This is a genomic window from Pseudomonas sp. CLCA07 (assembly GCF_053615335.1).
Genome location: NZ_CM132131.1, coordinates 5289411 through 5304494, shown reverse-complemented (window position 1 = coordinate 5304494; position 15084 = coordinate 5289411). Strand labels below are relative to the sequence as shown.

At 60.0% G+C, this 15084-nt stretch carries 14 protein-coding genes; 6 read left to right on the top strand and 8 right to left on the bottom strand.

The annotated features are described in order from the left end of the window. Positions 1-11 precede the first annotated feature (11 nt). Positions 12-482, top strand: coding sequence for a DUF1810 domain-containing protein (locus ACWGZX_RS24370; RefSeq protein ID WP_452625779.1), 471 nt, complete (start codon positions 12-14; stop codon positions 480-482). Here the strand turns inward: ACWGZX_RS24370 and ACWGZX_RS24365 are convergent. Then, on the bottom strand, positions 447-2807 hold the full coding sequence (locus tag ACWGZX_RS24365) for a DNA polymerase II (protein ID WP_452625778.1): 2361 nt from the start codon (positions 2805-2807) through the stop codon (positions 447-449). The two genes, ACWGZX_RS24370 and ACWGZX_RS24365, sit on opposite strands and share 36 nt — an antisense overlap. A gap of 222 nt (positions 2808-3029) precedes the next feature. On the opposite strand from ACWGZX_RS24365, the gene ACWGZX_RS24360 reads away from it, so the two are divergent. After that, complete coding sequence (locus ACWGZX_RS24360) at positions 3030-3470, top strand: CBS domain-containing protein (RefSeq protein WP_007944798.1); 441 nt, start codon at positions 3030-3032, stop codon at positions 3468-3470. Between the two features lie 139 nt (positions 3471-3609). Here ACWGZX_RS24360 and ACWGZX_RS24355 read toward each other — a convergent pair whose 3' ends face one another. Beyond that, positions 3610-4233 (bottom strand): glutathione S-transferase, encoded by a 624-nt coding sequence (locus ACWGZX_RS24355; RefSeq protein ID WP_452625777.1) that lies wholly within the window; start codon positions 4231-4233, stop codon positions 3610-3612. A 250-nt stretch (positions 4234-4483) separates the two neighbouring features. On the opposite strand from ACWGZX_RS24355, the gene ACWGZX_RS24350 reads away from it, so the two are divergent. After that, entirely contained in the window at positions 4484-4768 is a 285-nt protein-coding gene (locus ACWGZX_RS24350) for a hypothetical protein (RefSeq protein WP_452625776.1), read from the top strand. 80 nt (positions 4769-4848) lie between these two features. Here ACWGZX_RS24350 and ACWGZX_RS24345 read toward each other — a convergent pair whose 3' ends face one another. After that, entirely contained in the window at positions 4849-5943 is a 1095-nt protein-coding gene (locus ACWGZX_RS24345) for a DUF1615 domain-containing protein (protein ID WP_452625775.1), read from the bottom strand. Positions 5944-6129: 186 nt separating this feature from the next. On the opposite strand from ACWGZX_RS24345, the gene ACWGZX_RS24340 reads away from it, so the two are divergent. Continuing rightward, the gene (locus ACWGZX_RS24340) at positions 6130-7665 is read left to right on the top strand and encodes an FAD-dependent oxidoreductase (RefSeq protein ID WP_452625774.1); all 1536 of its coding nucleotides are present in this window, start codon (positions 6130-6132) and stop codon (positions 7663-7665) included. Positions 7666-7727: 62 nt separating this feature from the next. Here ACWGZX_RS24340 and hemB read toward each other — a convergent pair whose 3' ends face one another. From hemB to ACWGZX_RS24325, 3 genes are all read right to left on the bottom strand, one after another. Further along, positions 7728-8702, bottom strand: a complete 975-nt coding sequence (gene hemB / locus ACWGZX_RS24335; protein ID WP_223518514.1) for a porphobilinogen synthase — start codon at positions 8700-8702, stop codon at positions 7728-7730. A gap of 292 nt (positions 8703-8994) precedes the next feature. Beyond that, complete coding sequence (locus ACWGZX_RS24330) at positions 8995-9837, bottom strand: PhzF family phenazine biosynthesis protein (protein WP_452625773.1); 843 nt, start codon at positions 9835-9837, stop codon at positions 8995-8997. A 24-nt stretch (positions 9838-9861) separates the two neighbouring features. Beyond that, entirely contained in the window at positions 9862-10560 is a 699-nt protein-coding gene (locus tag ACWGZX_RS24325) for a glutathione binding-like protein (RefSeq protein WP_452625772.1), read from the bottom strand. Positions 10561-10932: 372 nt separating this feature from the next. Between ACWGZX_RS24325 and ACWGZX_RS24320 the strand changes: the two genes are divergently transcribed. Together ACWGZX_RS24320 and ACWGZX_RS24315 are read left to right on the top strand one after the other, a co-directional pair. Continuing rightward, entirely contained in the window at positions 10933-11607 is a 675-nt protein-coding gene (locus tag ACWGZX_RS24320; RefSeq protein ID WP_452625771.1) for a histidine phosphatase family protein, read from the top strand. Positions 11608-11698: 91 nt separating this feature from the next. Next, on the top strand, positions 11699-12754 hold the full coding sequence (locus ACWGZX_RS24315) for a permease (RefSeq protein ID WP_452625770.1): 1056 nt from the start codon (positions 11699-11701) through the stop codon (positions 12752-12754). A 137-nt stretch (positions 12755-12891) separates the two neighbouring features. On the opposite strand, the gene mnmH is transcribed toward ACWGZX_RS24315, so the two are convergent. Further along, entirely contained in the window at positions 12892-13995 is a 1104-nt protein-coding gene (gene mnmH, locus ACWGZX_RS24310; RefSeq protein ID WP_452625769.1) for a tRNA 2-selenouridine(34) synthase MnmH, read from the bottom strand. Further along, positions 13995-15029, bottom strand: coding sequence for a selenide, water dikinase SelD (gene selD, locus ACWGZX_RS24305; protein WP_452625768.1), 1035 nt, complete (start codon positions 15027-15029; stop codon positions 13995-13997). The genes mnmH and selD overlap by 1 nt, the downstream gene beginning before the upstream one ends. Between the last annotated feature and the right edge of the window lie 55 nt (positions 15030-15084).

Genomic DNA, 15084 nt, shown 5'->3' with positions numbered 1-15084 from the left:
AGGGTTTCTGCATGAGAAGCACCGATCAGCTCGATGCTTTTAACTTGCCACGTTTCGTTCAGGCTCAAGAACCGGTCTTTGAATGGGTGCAGGAAGAACTGATTGCCGGTAAAAAACGCCGCCACTGGATGTGGTTCATCTTTCCGCAACTTGCCGGACTGGGCGAGAGCGAGATGTCCCGACACTTTGCCATACGCTCCAAAGAGGAAGCCGTGGCGTACATGAAGCATCCGCTGCTGGGTCAACGTCTGCGCATGTGCACGCAATTGGTCCTGAACGTCAAACAGCGCTCGATCGCCGAGATTTTCGGCCATCCCGATGACCTCAAGTTTCACTCGTCAATGACGCTGTTTGCCCAGGTCTCCCCCGAAAACAGCCTTTTCCATCAGGCCCTTGAGCAATATTTCCACGGCATACCGGATGGCTGGACGCTGTCGTTGCTGGACTTAAAACAGGCCCATTTGCCCACCAATCAGGGTTGAGAAGTCATCGTCCACAAACGGCAGGATCGCGTCCGCCACCGGTTGCAGTTGCCGGGTGACATAGTGGTCGTAGTCGATGGGGGCGCTACGAATCTCCAGCGGCTCGGGTCCGGCGACGGTGATCACGTAGCTGATCCAGCCGCCGTTCTGGTACTGACGCGGGCGGCCCTGCCGGTCGTTGAAGTCATCGGCGATGCGCGCGGCACGCACGTGGGGCGGTACGTTGCGCTCGTAGTCGTCGAGGGTTCGGCGCAGACGCTTGCGGTAGATCAGACGGTCGTCGAACTCGCCCGCCAAGGTCTTTTGCACGTAGTCGCGTACGTAATCCTGATAAGGCTTGCGGTGGAAGATCCGCGAGTACAGCTCTTGCTGGAATTGCCGGGCCAGCGGTGACCAGTCGGTGCGCACGGTTTCCAGGCCTTTGTAGACCATTTCATCAGTGCCATCGGCGCGGGTGACCAGGCCGGCGTAACGCTTCTTGCTGCCCTCCTCCGCGCCACGGATGGTCGGCATCAGGAAGCGTTTGTAGTGGGTTTCGAACTGCAACTCCAACGCGCTTTCCAGCCCGTATTCCTCGCGTACATGTTCGCGCCACCATTGGTTGACGTGGTCCACCAATGCATGACCGATCCGCGCGGCCTCCTCTTGACCGTGGGCACGGCGCAGCCAGACGAACGTGGAATCGGTATCGCCGTAAATCACCGTGTGGCCCTGGGCTTCGATCAGCTGTCGGGTGCGCAGCATGATTTCGTGGCCGCGCAAGGTGATGGACGATGCCAAACGTGTGTCGAAGAAACGACAGCCGCTGGAGCCAAGTACGCCGTAGAAGGCATTCATGATGATCTTCAGCGCCTGTGACAGCGGCGCGTTGTGTTCGCGCTTGGCGGTTTCGCGGCCTTCGGCGACCCTGGCGACGATGGCCGGCAGGCAATGCCGGGTTCTGGAAAAGCGTGCCCCGCGAAAACCCGGTACAGAGTCGCTGTCATCGGGATGCTGCAAACCTTCGATCAGCCCGACCGGGTCGATCAGGAAGGTGCGGATGATCGAGGGATAAAGGCTTTTGTAGTCGAGTACCAGTACCGACTCGTACAGGCCCGGTTGCGAGTCCATGACAAACCCGCCGGGGCTGGCCTGCGGTGACTTGCCGCCCAGGTTCGGCGCCACAAAGCCCTGGCGGTGCATCAGCGGCATGTAAAGGTGGGTGAACGCCGCCACCGACCCACCGCTGCGATCCGCCGGTAAACCAGTGACGCTGGCGCGTTCCAGCAAAAATTTCAGCAGTTCGGTCTTGGCGAAAATCCGTGTCACCAGCTCGCAGTCTTTGAGGTTGTAGGTGGCGAGTGCCGGTTTGTCCTCGGCGAACATGCGGTTGATTTCATCCATGCGCTGGTACGGCGTGCTGATGGCCTTGCCCTCGCCTAACAAGGTTTGCGCGACGTTTTCCAGACTGAACGAGGGAAAATTCCAGGTCGCCGAACGCAAGGATTCAATGCCGTCGATGATCAATCGCCCCGCCGCGGCAGCGAAATAATGAGTGCGGCTACCGTGTTCGCGCCACTGCATCTCTTCACCACCGCGCCCAAGCTTGAGCGGTACGCCCAGGCGTCGGGCGTGTTCATGTAGTACGCGCAGGTCGAACTGCACGACGTTCCAGCCGATGATCGCGTCGGGGTCGTGGCGGGCAAACCAGTCGTTGAGTTTTTTCAGCAGCACGGTTCGCGAGTCGCAGTATTCGAGCTGGAAATCCACCTCGCTAGCGTCGCCATTGGGTGGCCCGAGCATGTACACCTGGCGCTCACCGCAGCCTTCCAGGGCGATGGAGTACAACTCGCCCTGAGCGGTGGTTTCGATGTCCAGCGAGACCAGCCGCAGGTTGGGCCGGTAGGTTGGATCGGGTTTCATCTGCGCGTCTAGCAACAGCCCCTCGCCATTGGGCGTACCGCCAAAGATCACCGGCGCCGTGATGAACCGCTCCATCATGTAGCGCTCCGGTGGGCGAACGTCGCCCTCGAACATCTCGACCCCGGCCTTGCGCAGCGCGGTTTCCAGGCGCATCAACTGACCGTGCTGCTGGCAATACAGGCCGAGCACCGGGCGGTGCTCGAAATCCACAAGGGCCAAGGGTTTGAGCTCGACGTTTTTCTCGCCGTGCAACACCTGTTGCGCTTGCTCGCGTTGGACCGCCGGAATGAACGCCACCGACGGTTGATGAGGCAGGCGGATACGCCGGGGACCGGTGTCGGTCGCCAGCCAGAACTCGACTTCCGTACCGGCCGGGGTGTCGCGCCAATGCCGGGTCAGGACGAAGCCCTGCTGTAAATCCACCACTGCAACCTCACGTATTGATTCAGGCCGCAATTCTACGCGTCATCAAGGGACAGCGGGTCATGCACGCCACTTTCGACTTCTCTGTGCGGTTTCCACGCGGTTTGCTGAAGAAAAACCGCTGAATGGCGTTTTTTGAGTGTTATCTGCCGCTTTCTCCCTTGCCCTCAGCGCTTGGGTCTATGATTCTTCAAGAACAACGACAACACCCGAGAAGCCACCATGAAAACCGTCGCCCAACTGCTCAAGCTCAAAGATCAGAAGAATCAGGAAGTGCACCAGATCAAGCCTGATCACATGGTGCTGGAAGCGCTGATGAAGATGGCCGAAAAAAACGTCGGCGCCTTGCTGGTGGTGGAAAATGATGAAGTGCTGGGCATCATCAGTGAACGCGACTACGCACGCAAACTGGTGCTGCATGGCCGTTCTTCGGTGGGCACGCCGGTTCGCGACATCATGGTGTCCCCGGTCATCACCGTGGACACCCATCAAACCGTCGATACGTGCCTGGGCATCATGTCCGATCGCCGCCTGCGCCACCTGCCGGTGGTGGAAAACGGCAAGTTGATTGGCTTGCTGTCCATCGGCGACCTGGTCAAGGAAGCCATTGCCGAACAGGCGGAATTGATTCGACAACTGGAGCAGTACATCCGCGGCGAGTAACGCAGGCACACCATAATCCCTGTGGGAGCCGGGCTTGCCCGCGATGCAGGCGACTTGGTTCAACGTCGAACCGAGTTGAACCCATCGCGGGCAAGCCCGGCTCCCACAAAAGCCTGTGCCCACAGTTGATATTCGTTGTTCAGGTGGGCCAATGCCGGGCGAAGACCGGTGCCAGTGTCGGGTGCCGGTCGATGCGTTCCAGCCACGCGAAAAAACCGGGTCGGGCGCTGCGTAAATGCTCCCGACTACCGGCCCATCTGGACACCACCGCCGCCAGCACATCCAGTGCGCCCGGTGCCTCATCGCCCAGATACAGCTCACCGGAAAACTGATCGGCAAACACCTCCCAGCTCCAGTGCAATCGCGCGCGGGCGCCGGCCATGAGATTTTGCCTGGAAACCTCATCCGTCTCGGCTAACCAGCGTTCGGGGTAATCGATAATGCCGATGGCCACGTAGCAATTGCTGACGATGTACGCCAGGCCCCGGATCGCCTGATCGCGGTCAGCGGGCAGTTTCGGTAACAGATTCGACTTGGGAAAGGTCAACCCGAGATGAATCAGAATCGCCGCGCTTTCCGTGAGAACGCTGCCATCGGGCAGTTGCAGCGTCGGAATCTGCTTGAGCCGGTTGAGTTTCTCCAGTGTCTGGGCTGCCTCCGAGGACAACTCGACGTCGATAAAGCGGTAAGGGATGTCACACAGCTCCAGCGCCGCTTCTATCGCCGCCGCGCCAGAGTTCTGGTGTCCATAAAGCTGATACATGGTGCGGCCTCCTGGCGAGACAAGAATGGGGTCATTAGCGGCGTCATCTGCTGGTTACGCTCCCAGTGTAGAAGCGCCGGCTGACCCCATCCGTGCCATCCGACGACTGAACCATCACGCCCGCGTGGGGCGACTCACATCGTCTATCAATACCGTCGATGTTCACCATCACATCAATGAAGTTCTCATAAAAAATCCTCGGCGTAACATCCGCTCCATACCAACCAATCACACCCCGGAGCACACCATCATGAAACGCCAAACCCTTCTCAGCATCGCTTTCTCGGTTTTCGCAGTTAACGCTTTTGCCGCTACCTCTGCTCAGCCTGTGGTCGCTGAAGGCGGCTCGGATCGTCTGATTGAAAGCCGTGTGGCTGAAGGGGGTTCGGATCGTCTGATCGAGAATCGCGTAGCCGCTGATGGTTCCGACCGACTGATCGAAAACCGTGTAGCCGCTGATGGCTCCGACCGACTGATCGAAAACCGTGTAGCCGAAGGTGGCTCCGACCGTCTGATCGAAAGCCGCGCGGTGTAAATGAAGGGTTTTACCGCAGTACTCAATGAAAAACCCGGCCTGACCCGCCGGGTTTTTTTATGCCTGTTTTTTGAATCGGGTCACTTGCCAGCCCGCACCATGCAACGCTGATAACGCTCATCGACCCGTTTGGCGAACCACGCGGTGGTGAGTTTGCGGGTGATTTTCGGGCTTTGCAGCTCGATCCCCGGCAACACTGCGCGAGGCAACGGCCGGCCCTCGGCCTGATCGGCCAACGCGAACACTCGCTGGTAGAGTTCGGTCTCCTCGAACTTGAGACTTTTGCCCTCCTCCAATTGATTGCGAATGGTGATATTGCGCAGGCCCAGCTGCTTGCCAAGACTTCGCACTGCCAGTTCGGTGGTGCCGGGCATGATCGAGTCATAGCGCACCAGATCGCCATCCAGCGCCAACGGGCTGCCTGATACCCGACTCAGCGCATTCTGAAACGCCGCATTGCGGCTGGCATACCAACCGGCATTGAAGTCAGCGAAACGATACAGCGGTTCTGTGTAGCTCACCGGGTAACCGAGCAAGTGGGCAATGCCGAAGTACATGCCGCCGCGTCGAGTGAATACTTCATGGCGGATTGGACCGTTCACCGGATACGGGTAACTGTGCGTTTGCTGTTCGGAGAAATCAATGCTGACCTGCATAGGCCCACCGGTGTGCACCGGGTTGAAGCCACCGAACAGGGTCTTGCCCATGGGCACCATGCCAATGAAGTCATCGAAAATCGCGCTGAGTTCCTTTTCGCTGCGCGCCGCATTGAGACGGTCGCTGTAACTTTTGCCATTGGGTGATTTCACCTGGAGCGCACCACTGATCAACAGGCTGGGGATGTGGACTTTCGCGGCGCGGCGGTCGATTTCCTCCCGAGCGATCTTGCCCAGGCCCGCCACGGGTGGGTCGACCTGGAACGTGGATTCCTGCTCGGTAACGGCGAGCACCGAGCACAGGTTTTGCGTGGATGGGTAAATGTTCTGCGCGGCGAATGCGGCGTAGATGTCCGTGGCCCAGCCTTGGCGATCCGTGGTGTTGGCCGGCAGCAGGCGCACGATCTCGGCCTTGACCTCGGCGGGCTTGCGCTCGGGTGGTTCCTGCGTGCGCTGAGTGCCGCAACCGGCCAGCAGCAACAGCGCCGCGACGCCGGTGATCAATTGATTGGCTTGCATGGTGCTCCATCAAATCCGTTGAGCCGGGTTAACCATACGACCAATGGCATGGCGCAGGCTATGACTCCGGCCGCCGCGCCCTGTTCCATCATCCCGCCTGCCGGGTGCATTTTCCGTTGGGCAGTCAGCCTGCCTGTGCTTTGCGACTGGACCATACTTGAGCCAGGCACCGAGGAGGACAGGCTGATGAATCGTAGCGACGTACTGATCGTCGGCGCCGGCCCGACCGGGCTGGTACTGGCGCTGTGGCTGAGCAAACTGGGGAGCCGCGTGCGGATTCTCGACAAGACCTCAGCCCCCGGCACCACCTCGCGGGCACTCGCGGTCCAGGCGCGGACGCTGGAGCTGTATCGCCAGCTCGACCTCAGCGAGGCCGTGGTGCAAAACGGTCATCGCGTGGCGGCGGCAAATTTCTGGGTCAAAGGCGAACCAGTGGCGCGTTTGCCCCTGAGCCGCATTGGCGAGGGTCTGACGCCTTACGCCTTCCTCGAAATCTACCCGCAAGACGAGCACGAACGGCTGCTGATAACACGCCTTGAAGCGTTCGGCATCCACGTGGAGCGCAACACTGAGCTGGAGTATTTCGAAGACACCGGCGCTGGCATCACCGTCCAACTGCGCTTGCCCGACGGTCAACAGGAAATCTGCCAGACCTGCTACCTGGCGGGTTGCGACGGCGCCCGGTCAGTCGTGCGCAAGACACTGGACACCGGGTTCCCTGGTGGGACCTATCAGCAGATTTTCTATGTTGCCGACGTACAAGCCAGCGGGCCGACCTTCAATGGCGAATTGCACGTGGACCTTGATGAAGCAGACTTCCTCGCCGTGTTTCCACTCGGTGATACGGGCCGCGCCCGGTTGATCGGCACGGTGCGCGACGAGCGCGCAGACCAGGCTGAAACCCTGCGCTTTGAAGATGTCAGCAGCCGGGCCATTGAACACTTGAACGTGCAGATCGAACAGGTGAATTGGTTCTCGACCTATCGCGTGCATCACCGTGTGGCCGATCACTTTCGCACCGGGCGAGCATTTTTGTTGGGCGACGCGGCGCACGTTCACAGCCCGGCCGGTGGTCAGGGCATGAACACCGGGATTGGTGACGCCATTAACCTTGCGTGGAAACTCGCGGCGGTGTTGAGTGGCGGCGCCGAAGAGAGACTGCTCGATACTTACGAAATCGAGCGCATCGCCTTTGCCCGTAAACTGGTCGCCACCACCGATCGTGTATTCAGTTTCGTGACCGCCGAAGGGCGCTTGGCCGATGTGCTGCGTACACGGCTGGCACCGTTTTTAATCCCAAAAATGGCCTCGTTCGAGACGTCCCGCGAGTTCCTGTTTCGCACCGTCTCGCAGATCACCCTGAACTACCGAGGCATGCCATTGAGCACGGGCGTCGCCGGGCACGTTCACGGCGGCGATCGCCTGCCCTGGGCGCATGACGGCGAAGGTGACAACTTTGAATCGCTGAGGAATCCGAACTGGCAGGTGCACGTCTATGGCGACACCAGCGACGAAATGATCGCCTGGTGCGCCGAGCATCACCTGCCGTTGCAGGAGTTCGAATGGCGGCCGGCGTTTGAAACGGCAGGGTTGGGTCGTAACGGGTTTTACCTGTTGCGACCGGATACGTATGTGGCGATTGCCGAGACGTGTTCCGATCCGAAAGTGATTGAGCGGTATTTCAGGGATCACGGGATTCGGCCCTACTTCGGCGCTCCCTGACTCAACACAAATCTACTGTGGGAGCGAGCAGGCTCGCTCCCACAGGGGGGATGTGTTGGGGGTTAGATCCCGGCCAGGGCCAGGTCCATCGCGAAGTAGGTGAAGATCAAATCCGCCCCCGCCCGCTTGATCGCCCCGAGGCTTTCACGCACCACTCGATCTTCATCAATCGCCCCCGCCTGCGCGGCGAATTTGATCATCGCGTACTCGCCGCTGACCTGATACGCCGACAGCGGCAAACGCGAAACCTCGCGGATGTCGCGGATGATGTCCAGGTACGCGCCGGCCGGCTTGACCATCAGCGCGTCAGCGCCTTCCTGTTCGTCCATCAGCGATTCGCGCACCGCTTCGCGGCGATTCATCGGGTTCATCTGATAGCTTTTGCGATCGCCCTTGAGCGCGCTGCCGCCGGCTTCACGGAACGGGCCGTAGAGCGCCGAAGCAAACTTGGTCGAATAGGCCATGATCGCCGTCTGACTGAAACCTGCGTCATCCAGCGCCCGACGAATCGCCTGGACCTGCCCGTCCATGGCCGCCGACGGGGCAATCACATCGGCGCCCGCCCGCGCCGCCGCCACGGCTTGTTTGCCGAGGTTGATCAGGGTCTGGTCGTTATCGACTTCGTGGTTGTGCATTACGCCGCAATGACCGTGGTCGGTGTATTCGCAGAAGCAGGTGTCGGACATCACAATCATCTCCGGCACGGCATCCTTGGCGATTCGCGACATGCGCGACACCAGCCCGTTGTCGCTCCAGGTGTCGCTACCGCTGCTGTCCAGATGATGCGACACGCCGAAAGTCATCACCGACTTGATCCCGGCGCGGGCGTAGCGCTCGATCTCGCCGGCCAGTTTCGACTCTGGAATGCGCATCACGCCGGGCATGCTGTTGATCGGCACGAAATCGTCGATTTCTTCTTCGACAAAAATCGGCAGCACCAGATCGTTCAGGCTGAACTCGGTTTCCTGGAACAGGCTGCGCAGGCTCGCATTGCGGCGCAGACGGCGTGGACGTGCTTCGGGGAACTGACTGGACATGGGCATTCCTGAAAAACGGAGGACAAGACGAACGTCGTAGGCGGCGAAGCTTATGCCCTGTAAGGCGTAAGGCACAAACTTCAAGCACGGAAAAAACCCTTACCGGCTCGGCAATAATCCCCGCATCCAACACATCCCTTGTAGCAGCTGCCGAGCCTGCGAGGCTGCGTCCGGCCGCGAAGCGGTCGCAAAACCTGCAACCGTATGCTTTCAGTCATGCCGCGTTCACTGGACTGCGACCGCTTCGCGGCCGGACGCAGCCTCGCAGGCTCGGCAGCTGCTACAGGGCGGGTTAAAGCGTCAGGGTGCCACTGATGCAGGTCACCACTGAGCCACCAATCCAGATATCATCGCCCACTTGCTCTACCTGAATGCGCCCCGCCCGGCCCATCGTCAGGCCCTGGCTGACCACGTAGGACGCTGGCGCCAGCCCCTCAGCGAGCAACCATTGCGCAATCCCTGCGTTCAAACTGCCGGTGGCCGGGTCTTCCGGCATGCCGTCCCCGGAGATGAAGGCCCGTACTTCGAACTGTGCGTCATCGCCATCACGCTCGGGATTCCACGGCGCGATCACGCCGACCGCAAGGCCAAGCATTTGCGAATGATCCGGTTGCAAGTCCAACACTTGCTGGCGGTCCTCGACCATGACCGCCAACCAGCCAGCACCGTTATCAACCCACTGCGCCCGGACAATCGCGCCGACCTGCAGACCAAGCCCGCGTCGCATGCGCTCCACCAATTCGGCGTCCACTGGCCCGTTGTTGATCAGGGGTGGCGCGAGAAACGCCAGTTCCGCGCCTTGTCGGCGGACTCGCACCAACCCGACGCCGCACTCCTGAATGATCTCCTCGCCCTTGGGCACACCACCCGCCTCAAGCCATGCATGACAGGTGCCCAGCGTCGGATGACCCGCGAACGGCAACTCGTTCAGGGTGGTGAAGATCCGCACGCGGTAGTCGGCGCGCGGATCGCGCGGTTCCAGCACGAACGTGGTTTCACTGAGGTTGGTCCAGGCCGCGAACGCGGCCATGCGTTCGTCACTGAGCTCGTCCGCGCCGAACACCACCGCCAATGGATTGCCCTTGAGAGCGACGCGACTGAAGACATCTACTTGTTTGAAATCAAATGAACGCATGATCTTCCTTGTTCGTGAAGCAATCTATTTAGGAATTTCCAGACCGCGCATCACCGCCGGTCGCGCCAGGAAACGCTCCAGCACGCGCGTGACGTTCTTGAAGTCCTTGATGCCCACCAGATCGCCGGCCTCATAGAAGCCGATCAGGTTACGCACCCACGGGAACGTCGCGATGTCGGCGATGGTGTAGCGCTCGCCCATGATCCAGTCGCGCCCTTCAAGGCGTCCATCCAAAACCTTTAACAAACGTTTGCTTTCATCGACGTAACGGTCGCGGGGCCGTTTGTCTTCGTAGTCCTTGCCGGCAAATTTGTTGAAAAAACCGAGCTGGCCGAACATCGGCCCGATGCCACCCATTTGAAACATCAGCCATTGAATCGTCTCGTAACGCGCTGCCGACTCCTGAGCCAGCAGTTGCCCGCTCTTGTCGGCGAGGTAAATCAGAATCGCCCCGGACTCGAACAATGGCAGGGGTTTGTCGTCAGGACCGTGGGGGTCGAGGATCGCCGGGATTTTGTTGTTGGGGTTCAGCGACAGAAATTCGGGCGACATCTGGTCATTGGTATCGAAGCCTACCCGATGCGATTCGTAGGGTAGTCCGATCTCTTCAAGCATGATCGACACCTTGACGCCATTGGGGGTCGGCAAGGAGTAAAGCTGGATCCAGTCAGGGTATTGAGCCGGCCATTTTTGGGTGATCGGGAACGCAGACAGATCGGTCATCGGGAACATCCATCGCCAAAAGAAAGGGTTGAGCATAATCCAGGATCAGCACCCACAGGTTGCGATTTTTTGGCGTTATCGAAACCGCTGATGATCACGATCAACAGAACTCCGCCTTCGCCAACCCCTCTAGCGTGTACCCTGTCCATAATTTCGCAACATCTTGTCAATAACCTGAGCTGCAACCCGTTCAAGGTTGTCGATAAAGTGCTGCGCACCCGTCGGAATCGAACCAAATGGGCTTCAGAGGACTCTGAGCAATGCCCTTTCGGACACGGACCGGCTCAACGACATGGAAAACACCCGAAGCTGGGAGCTTGTGGTGTAAAGGTTTGTCAGCCTTAACTAATGCGCTGAAGATCACTTTTACCAATGACCAACCTTTTGAGATTCGCTAAACGCTTCAAGCACCATGCGTATGTACTTCTGCCGGTGGTGCTGGTGACGAGCGCATTGTTTGTGACGCTGCAGTCCCGCGAAAGCCGCGCCCAACAGGCAAACGGCACTCAGACACTGGTGTTCCTGCGTCACGCGGAAAAACCCGCTGGCGGTCTGGGCCAGCTCAACTGCCAGGGCCTTAACCGCGCCATCGACCTGGCCACCTTGTTGCCGGAAAAATTCGGCAAGGCCAACTACGTGTTTGCCGCCAACCCGACGCGCAATGTCGAGGAAGGCGAACTGGACAATTCGTACAGCTACATCCGCCCCTTGATGACCATCAGCCCCAGCGCGATCAAGCTCGGTTTGCCGGTGAACATCAATTTCTCGGTCAACGACACCAGCGACCTGGCGGACGAATTGCTGCAGGACAAGTACCACAACTCCGTTATCTACACCGCCTGGTCCCACGGCTACCTGCCAGAGTTGATCAACGAGGTCGCTGGAGAAGCCGTCGGCAAGAAACAGAGCATCATCGAGGACTGGGAGTCCAGCGACTACGATTCGGTGTACGTGTTGACCCTGACCTGGCGCAATGGCAAGGCCAGCCTCGTCAGTCACAGTTACAAGCAAGGGCTGGATAACGGATCGCAGACGTGTCCGACCTAACCGGTCGGCAACATCCCACAAGCGGTGAGGACCACGGCAGTCGAGGGGCGGGCTATCATGTATCCATCTCTCCCTTGCCTGGATACTTTCCATGTCACTCTCTTCCGCAGCTGTGCCCGCCCGGGGCTGGTCGTTCTGGTGGAAACCCGCCCTGTTCGTTCTGGTTGCCTGTATCGGCCTCTATTACGTCAAGTGGTCGCCCTACTACCTGAAAGCCTTCATCGCCGCTGACAACCACAGCATCGGCGCCTCCATCCTCAACGACGAACAGACCGCCCCGCTGGCCGCCGCCCTGACGTACGCCAAGGTGTATTTCCTGGCGATCTGGAAAGCGGCCGTACTGGCGGTGATTCTCGGCTCCCTCCTGCAAGTGCTGATTCCACGAGACTGGCTGTTGCGACTGTTCGGTAGCGCCAGCTTCGCTTCGACTTTGCGCGGAGGCCTGTTCGCCCTGCCGGGGATGATGTGCTCGTGCTGCGCAGCGCCGGTGGCCGCCAGCATGCGTCGCTCGAATGTCTCGGTTGGTGCGGCGCTGGCCTTCTGGATCGGCAACCCGGTGCTCAACCCGGCGACCCTGGTGTTCATGGGGTTCGTGCTGGGCTGGGGGTTCACTGCGTTGCGCCTGGTCGCCGGGATTGTGCTGGTGTTCGGGGTGTCAATGGTCGCCCAGCGTATCTCCGGACCGGAAACCTTGCCTGAAGCCGCCGTCGAGGCGGTGGCCGAAGTCAGTGAAAAGGAAACCCAACCGTTCCTGACGCGCTGGGCCAAAACCCTGTGGCAATTGTTCTGGAGCACCATCCCGATCTACATCCTGGCGGTATTGGTGCTGGGCGCGGTGCGAGTCTGGGTGTTTCCGCATATTGACGGGGCCATGGCCAACGGCTTGTTGTGGCTGGTGCCGCTGGCGATCATCGGTACGCTGTTTGTGATTCCTACCGCAGCGGAAATCCCGATCGTGCAAACCATGATGACCTTGGGCATGGGCACCGCCCCGGCCGTGGCGTTGCTGATGACCCTGCCGAGTATCAGCCTGCCGTCGCTGCTGATGCTGCGCAAGGATTTCGATGCTCGGGTGCTGGTGAGCGTGGCGCTGATGACCATGGGGGTTGGGGTGGTTAGTGGATTGGTTGGGGCTGCGTTGCTTTAAGATTTGTAGCGCCTGTAAGGGCCCCTTCGCGAGCAGGCTCGCTCCCACAGTTGATCTTCAGTGAACACAGTTTTTGTGTACTACCAAGATCCAGTGTGGGAGCGGGCTTGCCCGCGAAGGGGCCAACAAGGACAACCTCACCCTCGCTGGTTGACCCGCGCCCGCAGGTATTCAAGAACCGCCGCTTTCTCCCCGGCAAACTCAATCCGCGCGCCTTTCTTCTCCCGCTGAAACGCATACATCGGGTCGTAATACTCGCGAAGCAGCCCTTCGATCCAGCCACGGTGCAAGTCCACCGCTCCGCTTCGGCCCTGCTCCGTCAAGGCTTCTTCCATCAAGATCAGCATCCGCCGATGGCGTTCACCACCCAGACGCTTCTGAACGTTGTTCAGGCTTTCCAGCAAGCGCTCGGAAAACCGCGCAAATCCTTCCTCGCCATGCACACCAATGAATTCGGCACACAGGTCCACCACGTAGTCGCGCAGAATCCTCTCGACGCGTCCTTCAAGGCTGTCTTCCAGCCAAACCATCGGAAACTGCTGCATGCCCTGATACAGCGGCAACGGCAAGGCGCAACTGCCGACCGCCCGGCTCTCGTCTTCCAGCACAAACTGCTCGATGCCGTGGGCGCGTTTCTTCAGTACATCCACTGCCAAACGGTTTTCAAAATCGATGTTGGTCGGTTGCCCCGTCGCGCGTTTGCCAAAGCTGGAGCCGCGATGATTGGCGTGGCCTTCAAGGTCGATTCCGTTGTTCAACTGCGTGAGCACTTCGGTCTTGCCGGTGCCGGTCATGCCGCCCAGCAAGACAAAATCGCACTGGGTGACCGCTTGATCGAGCGTGTCGAGCAAGAACGTACGCATGGCCTTGTAGCCACCACCGACCCGAGGATAGTCAATGCCGGCCTCGTCCTTGAGCCATTGCTGGACGATCTGCGAACGCAAACCGCCGCGAAAACAATACAAATAACCCTCGGGGTGCGCCCGGGCGAAATCGGCCCAGGCCTGGATGCGCTCAGCCTTGATCTCGCCGGACACCAGTTGATGGCCCAGCGTGATGGCCGCCTGCTGACCTTGCTGCTTGTAGCAGGTGCCGATGCGCTGGCGCTCGCTGTCATTCATCAGCGGCAGGTTAACCACGCCGGGGAATGAACCCTTGGCGAACTCCACCGGCGCACGGGCATCCATCATCGGCCGGTCGTTGAGAAAGATGTCGCTGTAATCGGTGAAGTCGGTCGACATCAAAACACCTCAACCGCGTGTGTCTGTCGCTCAACCAGTTCACCGATCGGTTCCAGGCTCAGGCCCAGTTCGGCCGCCACCGTGAGGAACTGTTCATTACCCTCGGGCGTGACCGCAATCAACAGACCACCGCTGGTCTGCGGATCGCACAGCACGCGCTTGTGCAGTTCCTGAAGCCTTCCCAGTTTGCTGGCGTAGCTGTCGAAGTTGCGTAGCGTCCCGCCCGGCACGCAGCCTTGGTCGAGGTAGTACTCGACACCCGGCAGGCGCGGCACGCGGTTGTATTCGATGCGGGCGGTCAGATGGCTGCCGTCGGCCATTTCCACCAGATGCCCCAGCAGACCAAACCCGGTGACGTCGGTCATTGCGGTCACGCCGTCGAGCTTGCCGAAACGGCTGCCGGGTTTGTTCAGGGTGCACATCCAGTCGCGGGCCAGACCGATGTCGGCCGTGCGCAACTTGCCCTTTTTCTCGGCGGTGGTGAGGATGCCGATGCCCAGCGGCTTGGTCAGATAGAGCAGGCAACCGGCCGTGGCCGTGTCGTTGCGCTTCATGTGGCGCTTTTCCACCAGCCCGGTCACCGCCAGGCCAAAAATCGGCTCCGGCGCATCGATGGAGTGCCCACCCGCCAGCGGAATCCCGGCTTCATCGCAGACTGAACGGCCGCCGCGAATCACTTCACGGGCAACTTCCGGCGCCAACACATTGACCGGCCAGCCGAGGATCGCAATCGCCATCAGCGGATCGCCGCCCATGGCGTAGATATCGCTGATGGCATTGGTGGCGGCGATGCGGCCGAAATCGAACGGGTCGTCGACGATGGGCATAAAGAAGTCCGTGGTCGAGACCACGCCGCGCTCTTCATCAATGGCGTACACCGCCGCGTCATCGCGCGAAGCATTGCCGACCCAGAGTTTCGGGTCCAGGTTCTGCGCCCCGCTACCGGCCAGAATCACCTCCAGCACCTGGGGGGAAATCTTGCAGCCACAACCTGCACCGTGGCTGTATTGGGTCAGACGAATCGGCTCGCTCATGGGGGGACACCTTGGGAAGTCAGTGAGGGCGATTCTAGCATTGTGGTGTGTCGGT

What these genes read in the sequence shown, in the direction of transcription:
- ACWGZX_RS24370 (WP_452625779.1), top strand. Translation starts at nt 12, where the DNA reads ATGAGAAGCACCGATCAGCTCGATGCTTTTAACTTGCCACGTTTCGTT.
- ACWGZX_RS24360 (WP_007944798.1), top strand. Translation starts at nt 3,030, where the DNA reads ATGAAAACCGTCGCCCAACTGCTCAAGCTCAAAGATCAGAAGAATCAG.
- ACWGZX_RS24355 (WP_452625777.1), bottom strand. Translation starts at nt 4,233, where the DNA reads ATGTATCAGCTTTATGGACACCAGAACTCTGGCGCGGCGGCGATAGAA.
- ACWGZX_RS24350 (WP_452625776.1), top strand. Translation starts at nt 4,484, where the DNA reads ATGAAACGCCAAACCCTTCTCAGCATCGCTTTCTCGGTTTTCGCAGTT.
- ACWGZX_RS24345 (WP_452625775.1), bottom strand. Translation starts at nt 5,943, where the DNA reads ATGCAAGCCAATCAATTGATCACCGGCGTCGCGGCGCTGTTGCTGCTG.
- ACWGZX_RS24340 (WP_452625774.1), top strand. Translation starts at nt 6,130, where the DNA reads ATGAATCGTAGCGACGTACTGATCGTCGGCGCCGGCCCGACCGGGCTG.
- hemB (WP_223518514.1), bottom strand. Translation starts at nt 8,702, where the DNA reads ATGTCCAGTCAGTTCCCCGAAGCACGTCCACGCCGTCTGCGCCGCAAT.
- ACWGZX_RS24330 (WP_452625773.1), bottom strand. Translation starts at nt 9,837, where the DNA reads ATGCGTTCATTTGATTTCAAACAAGTAGATGTCTTCAGTCGCGTCGCT.
- ACWGZX_RS24325 (WP_452625772.1), bottom strand. Translation starts at nt 10,560, where the DNA reads ATGACCGATCTGTCTGCGTTCCCGATCACCCAAAAATGGCCGGCTCAA.
- ACWGZX_RS24320 (WP_452625771.1), top strand. Translation starts at nt 10,933, where the DNA reads ATGACCAACCTTTTGAGATTCGCTAAACGCTTCAAGCACCATGCGTAT.
- ACWGZX_RS24315 (WP_452625770.1), top strand. Translation starts at nt 11,699, where the DNA reads ATGTCACTCTCTTCCGCAGCTGTGCCCGCCCGGGGCTGGTCGTTCTGG.
- mnmH (WP_452625769.1), bottom strand. Translation starts at nt 13,995, where the DNA reads ATGTCGACCGACTTCACCGATTACAGCGACATCTTTCTCAACGACCGG.
- selD (WP_452625768.1), bottom strand. Translation starts at nt 15,029, where the DNA reads ATGAGCGAGCCGATTCGTCTGACCCAATACAGCCACGGTGCAGGTTGT.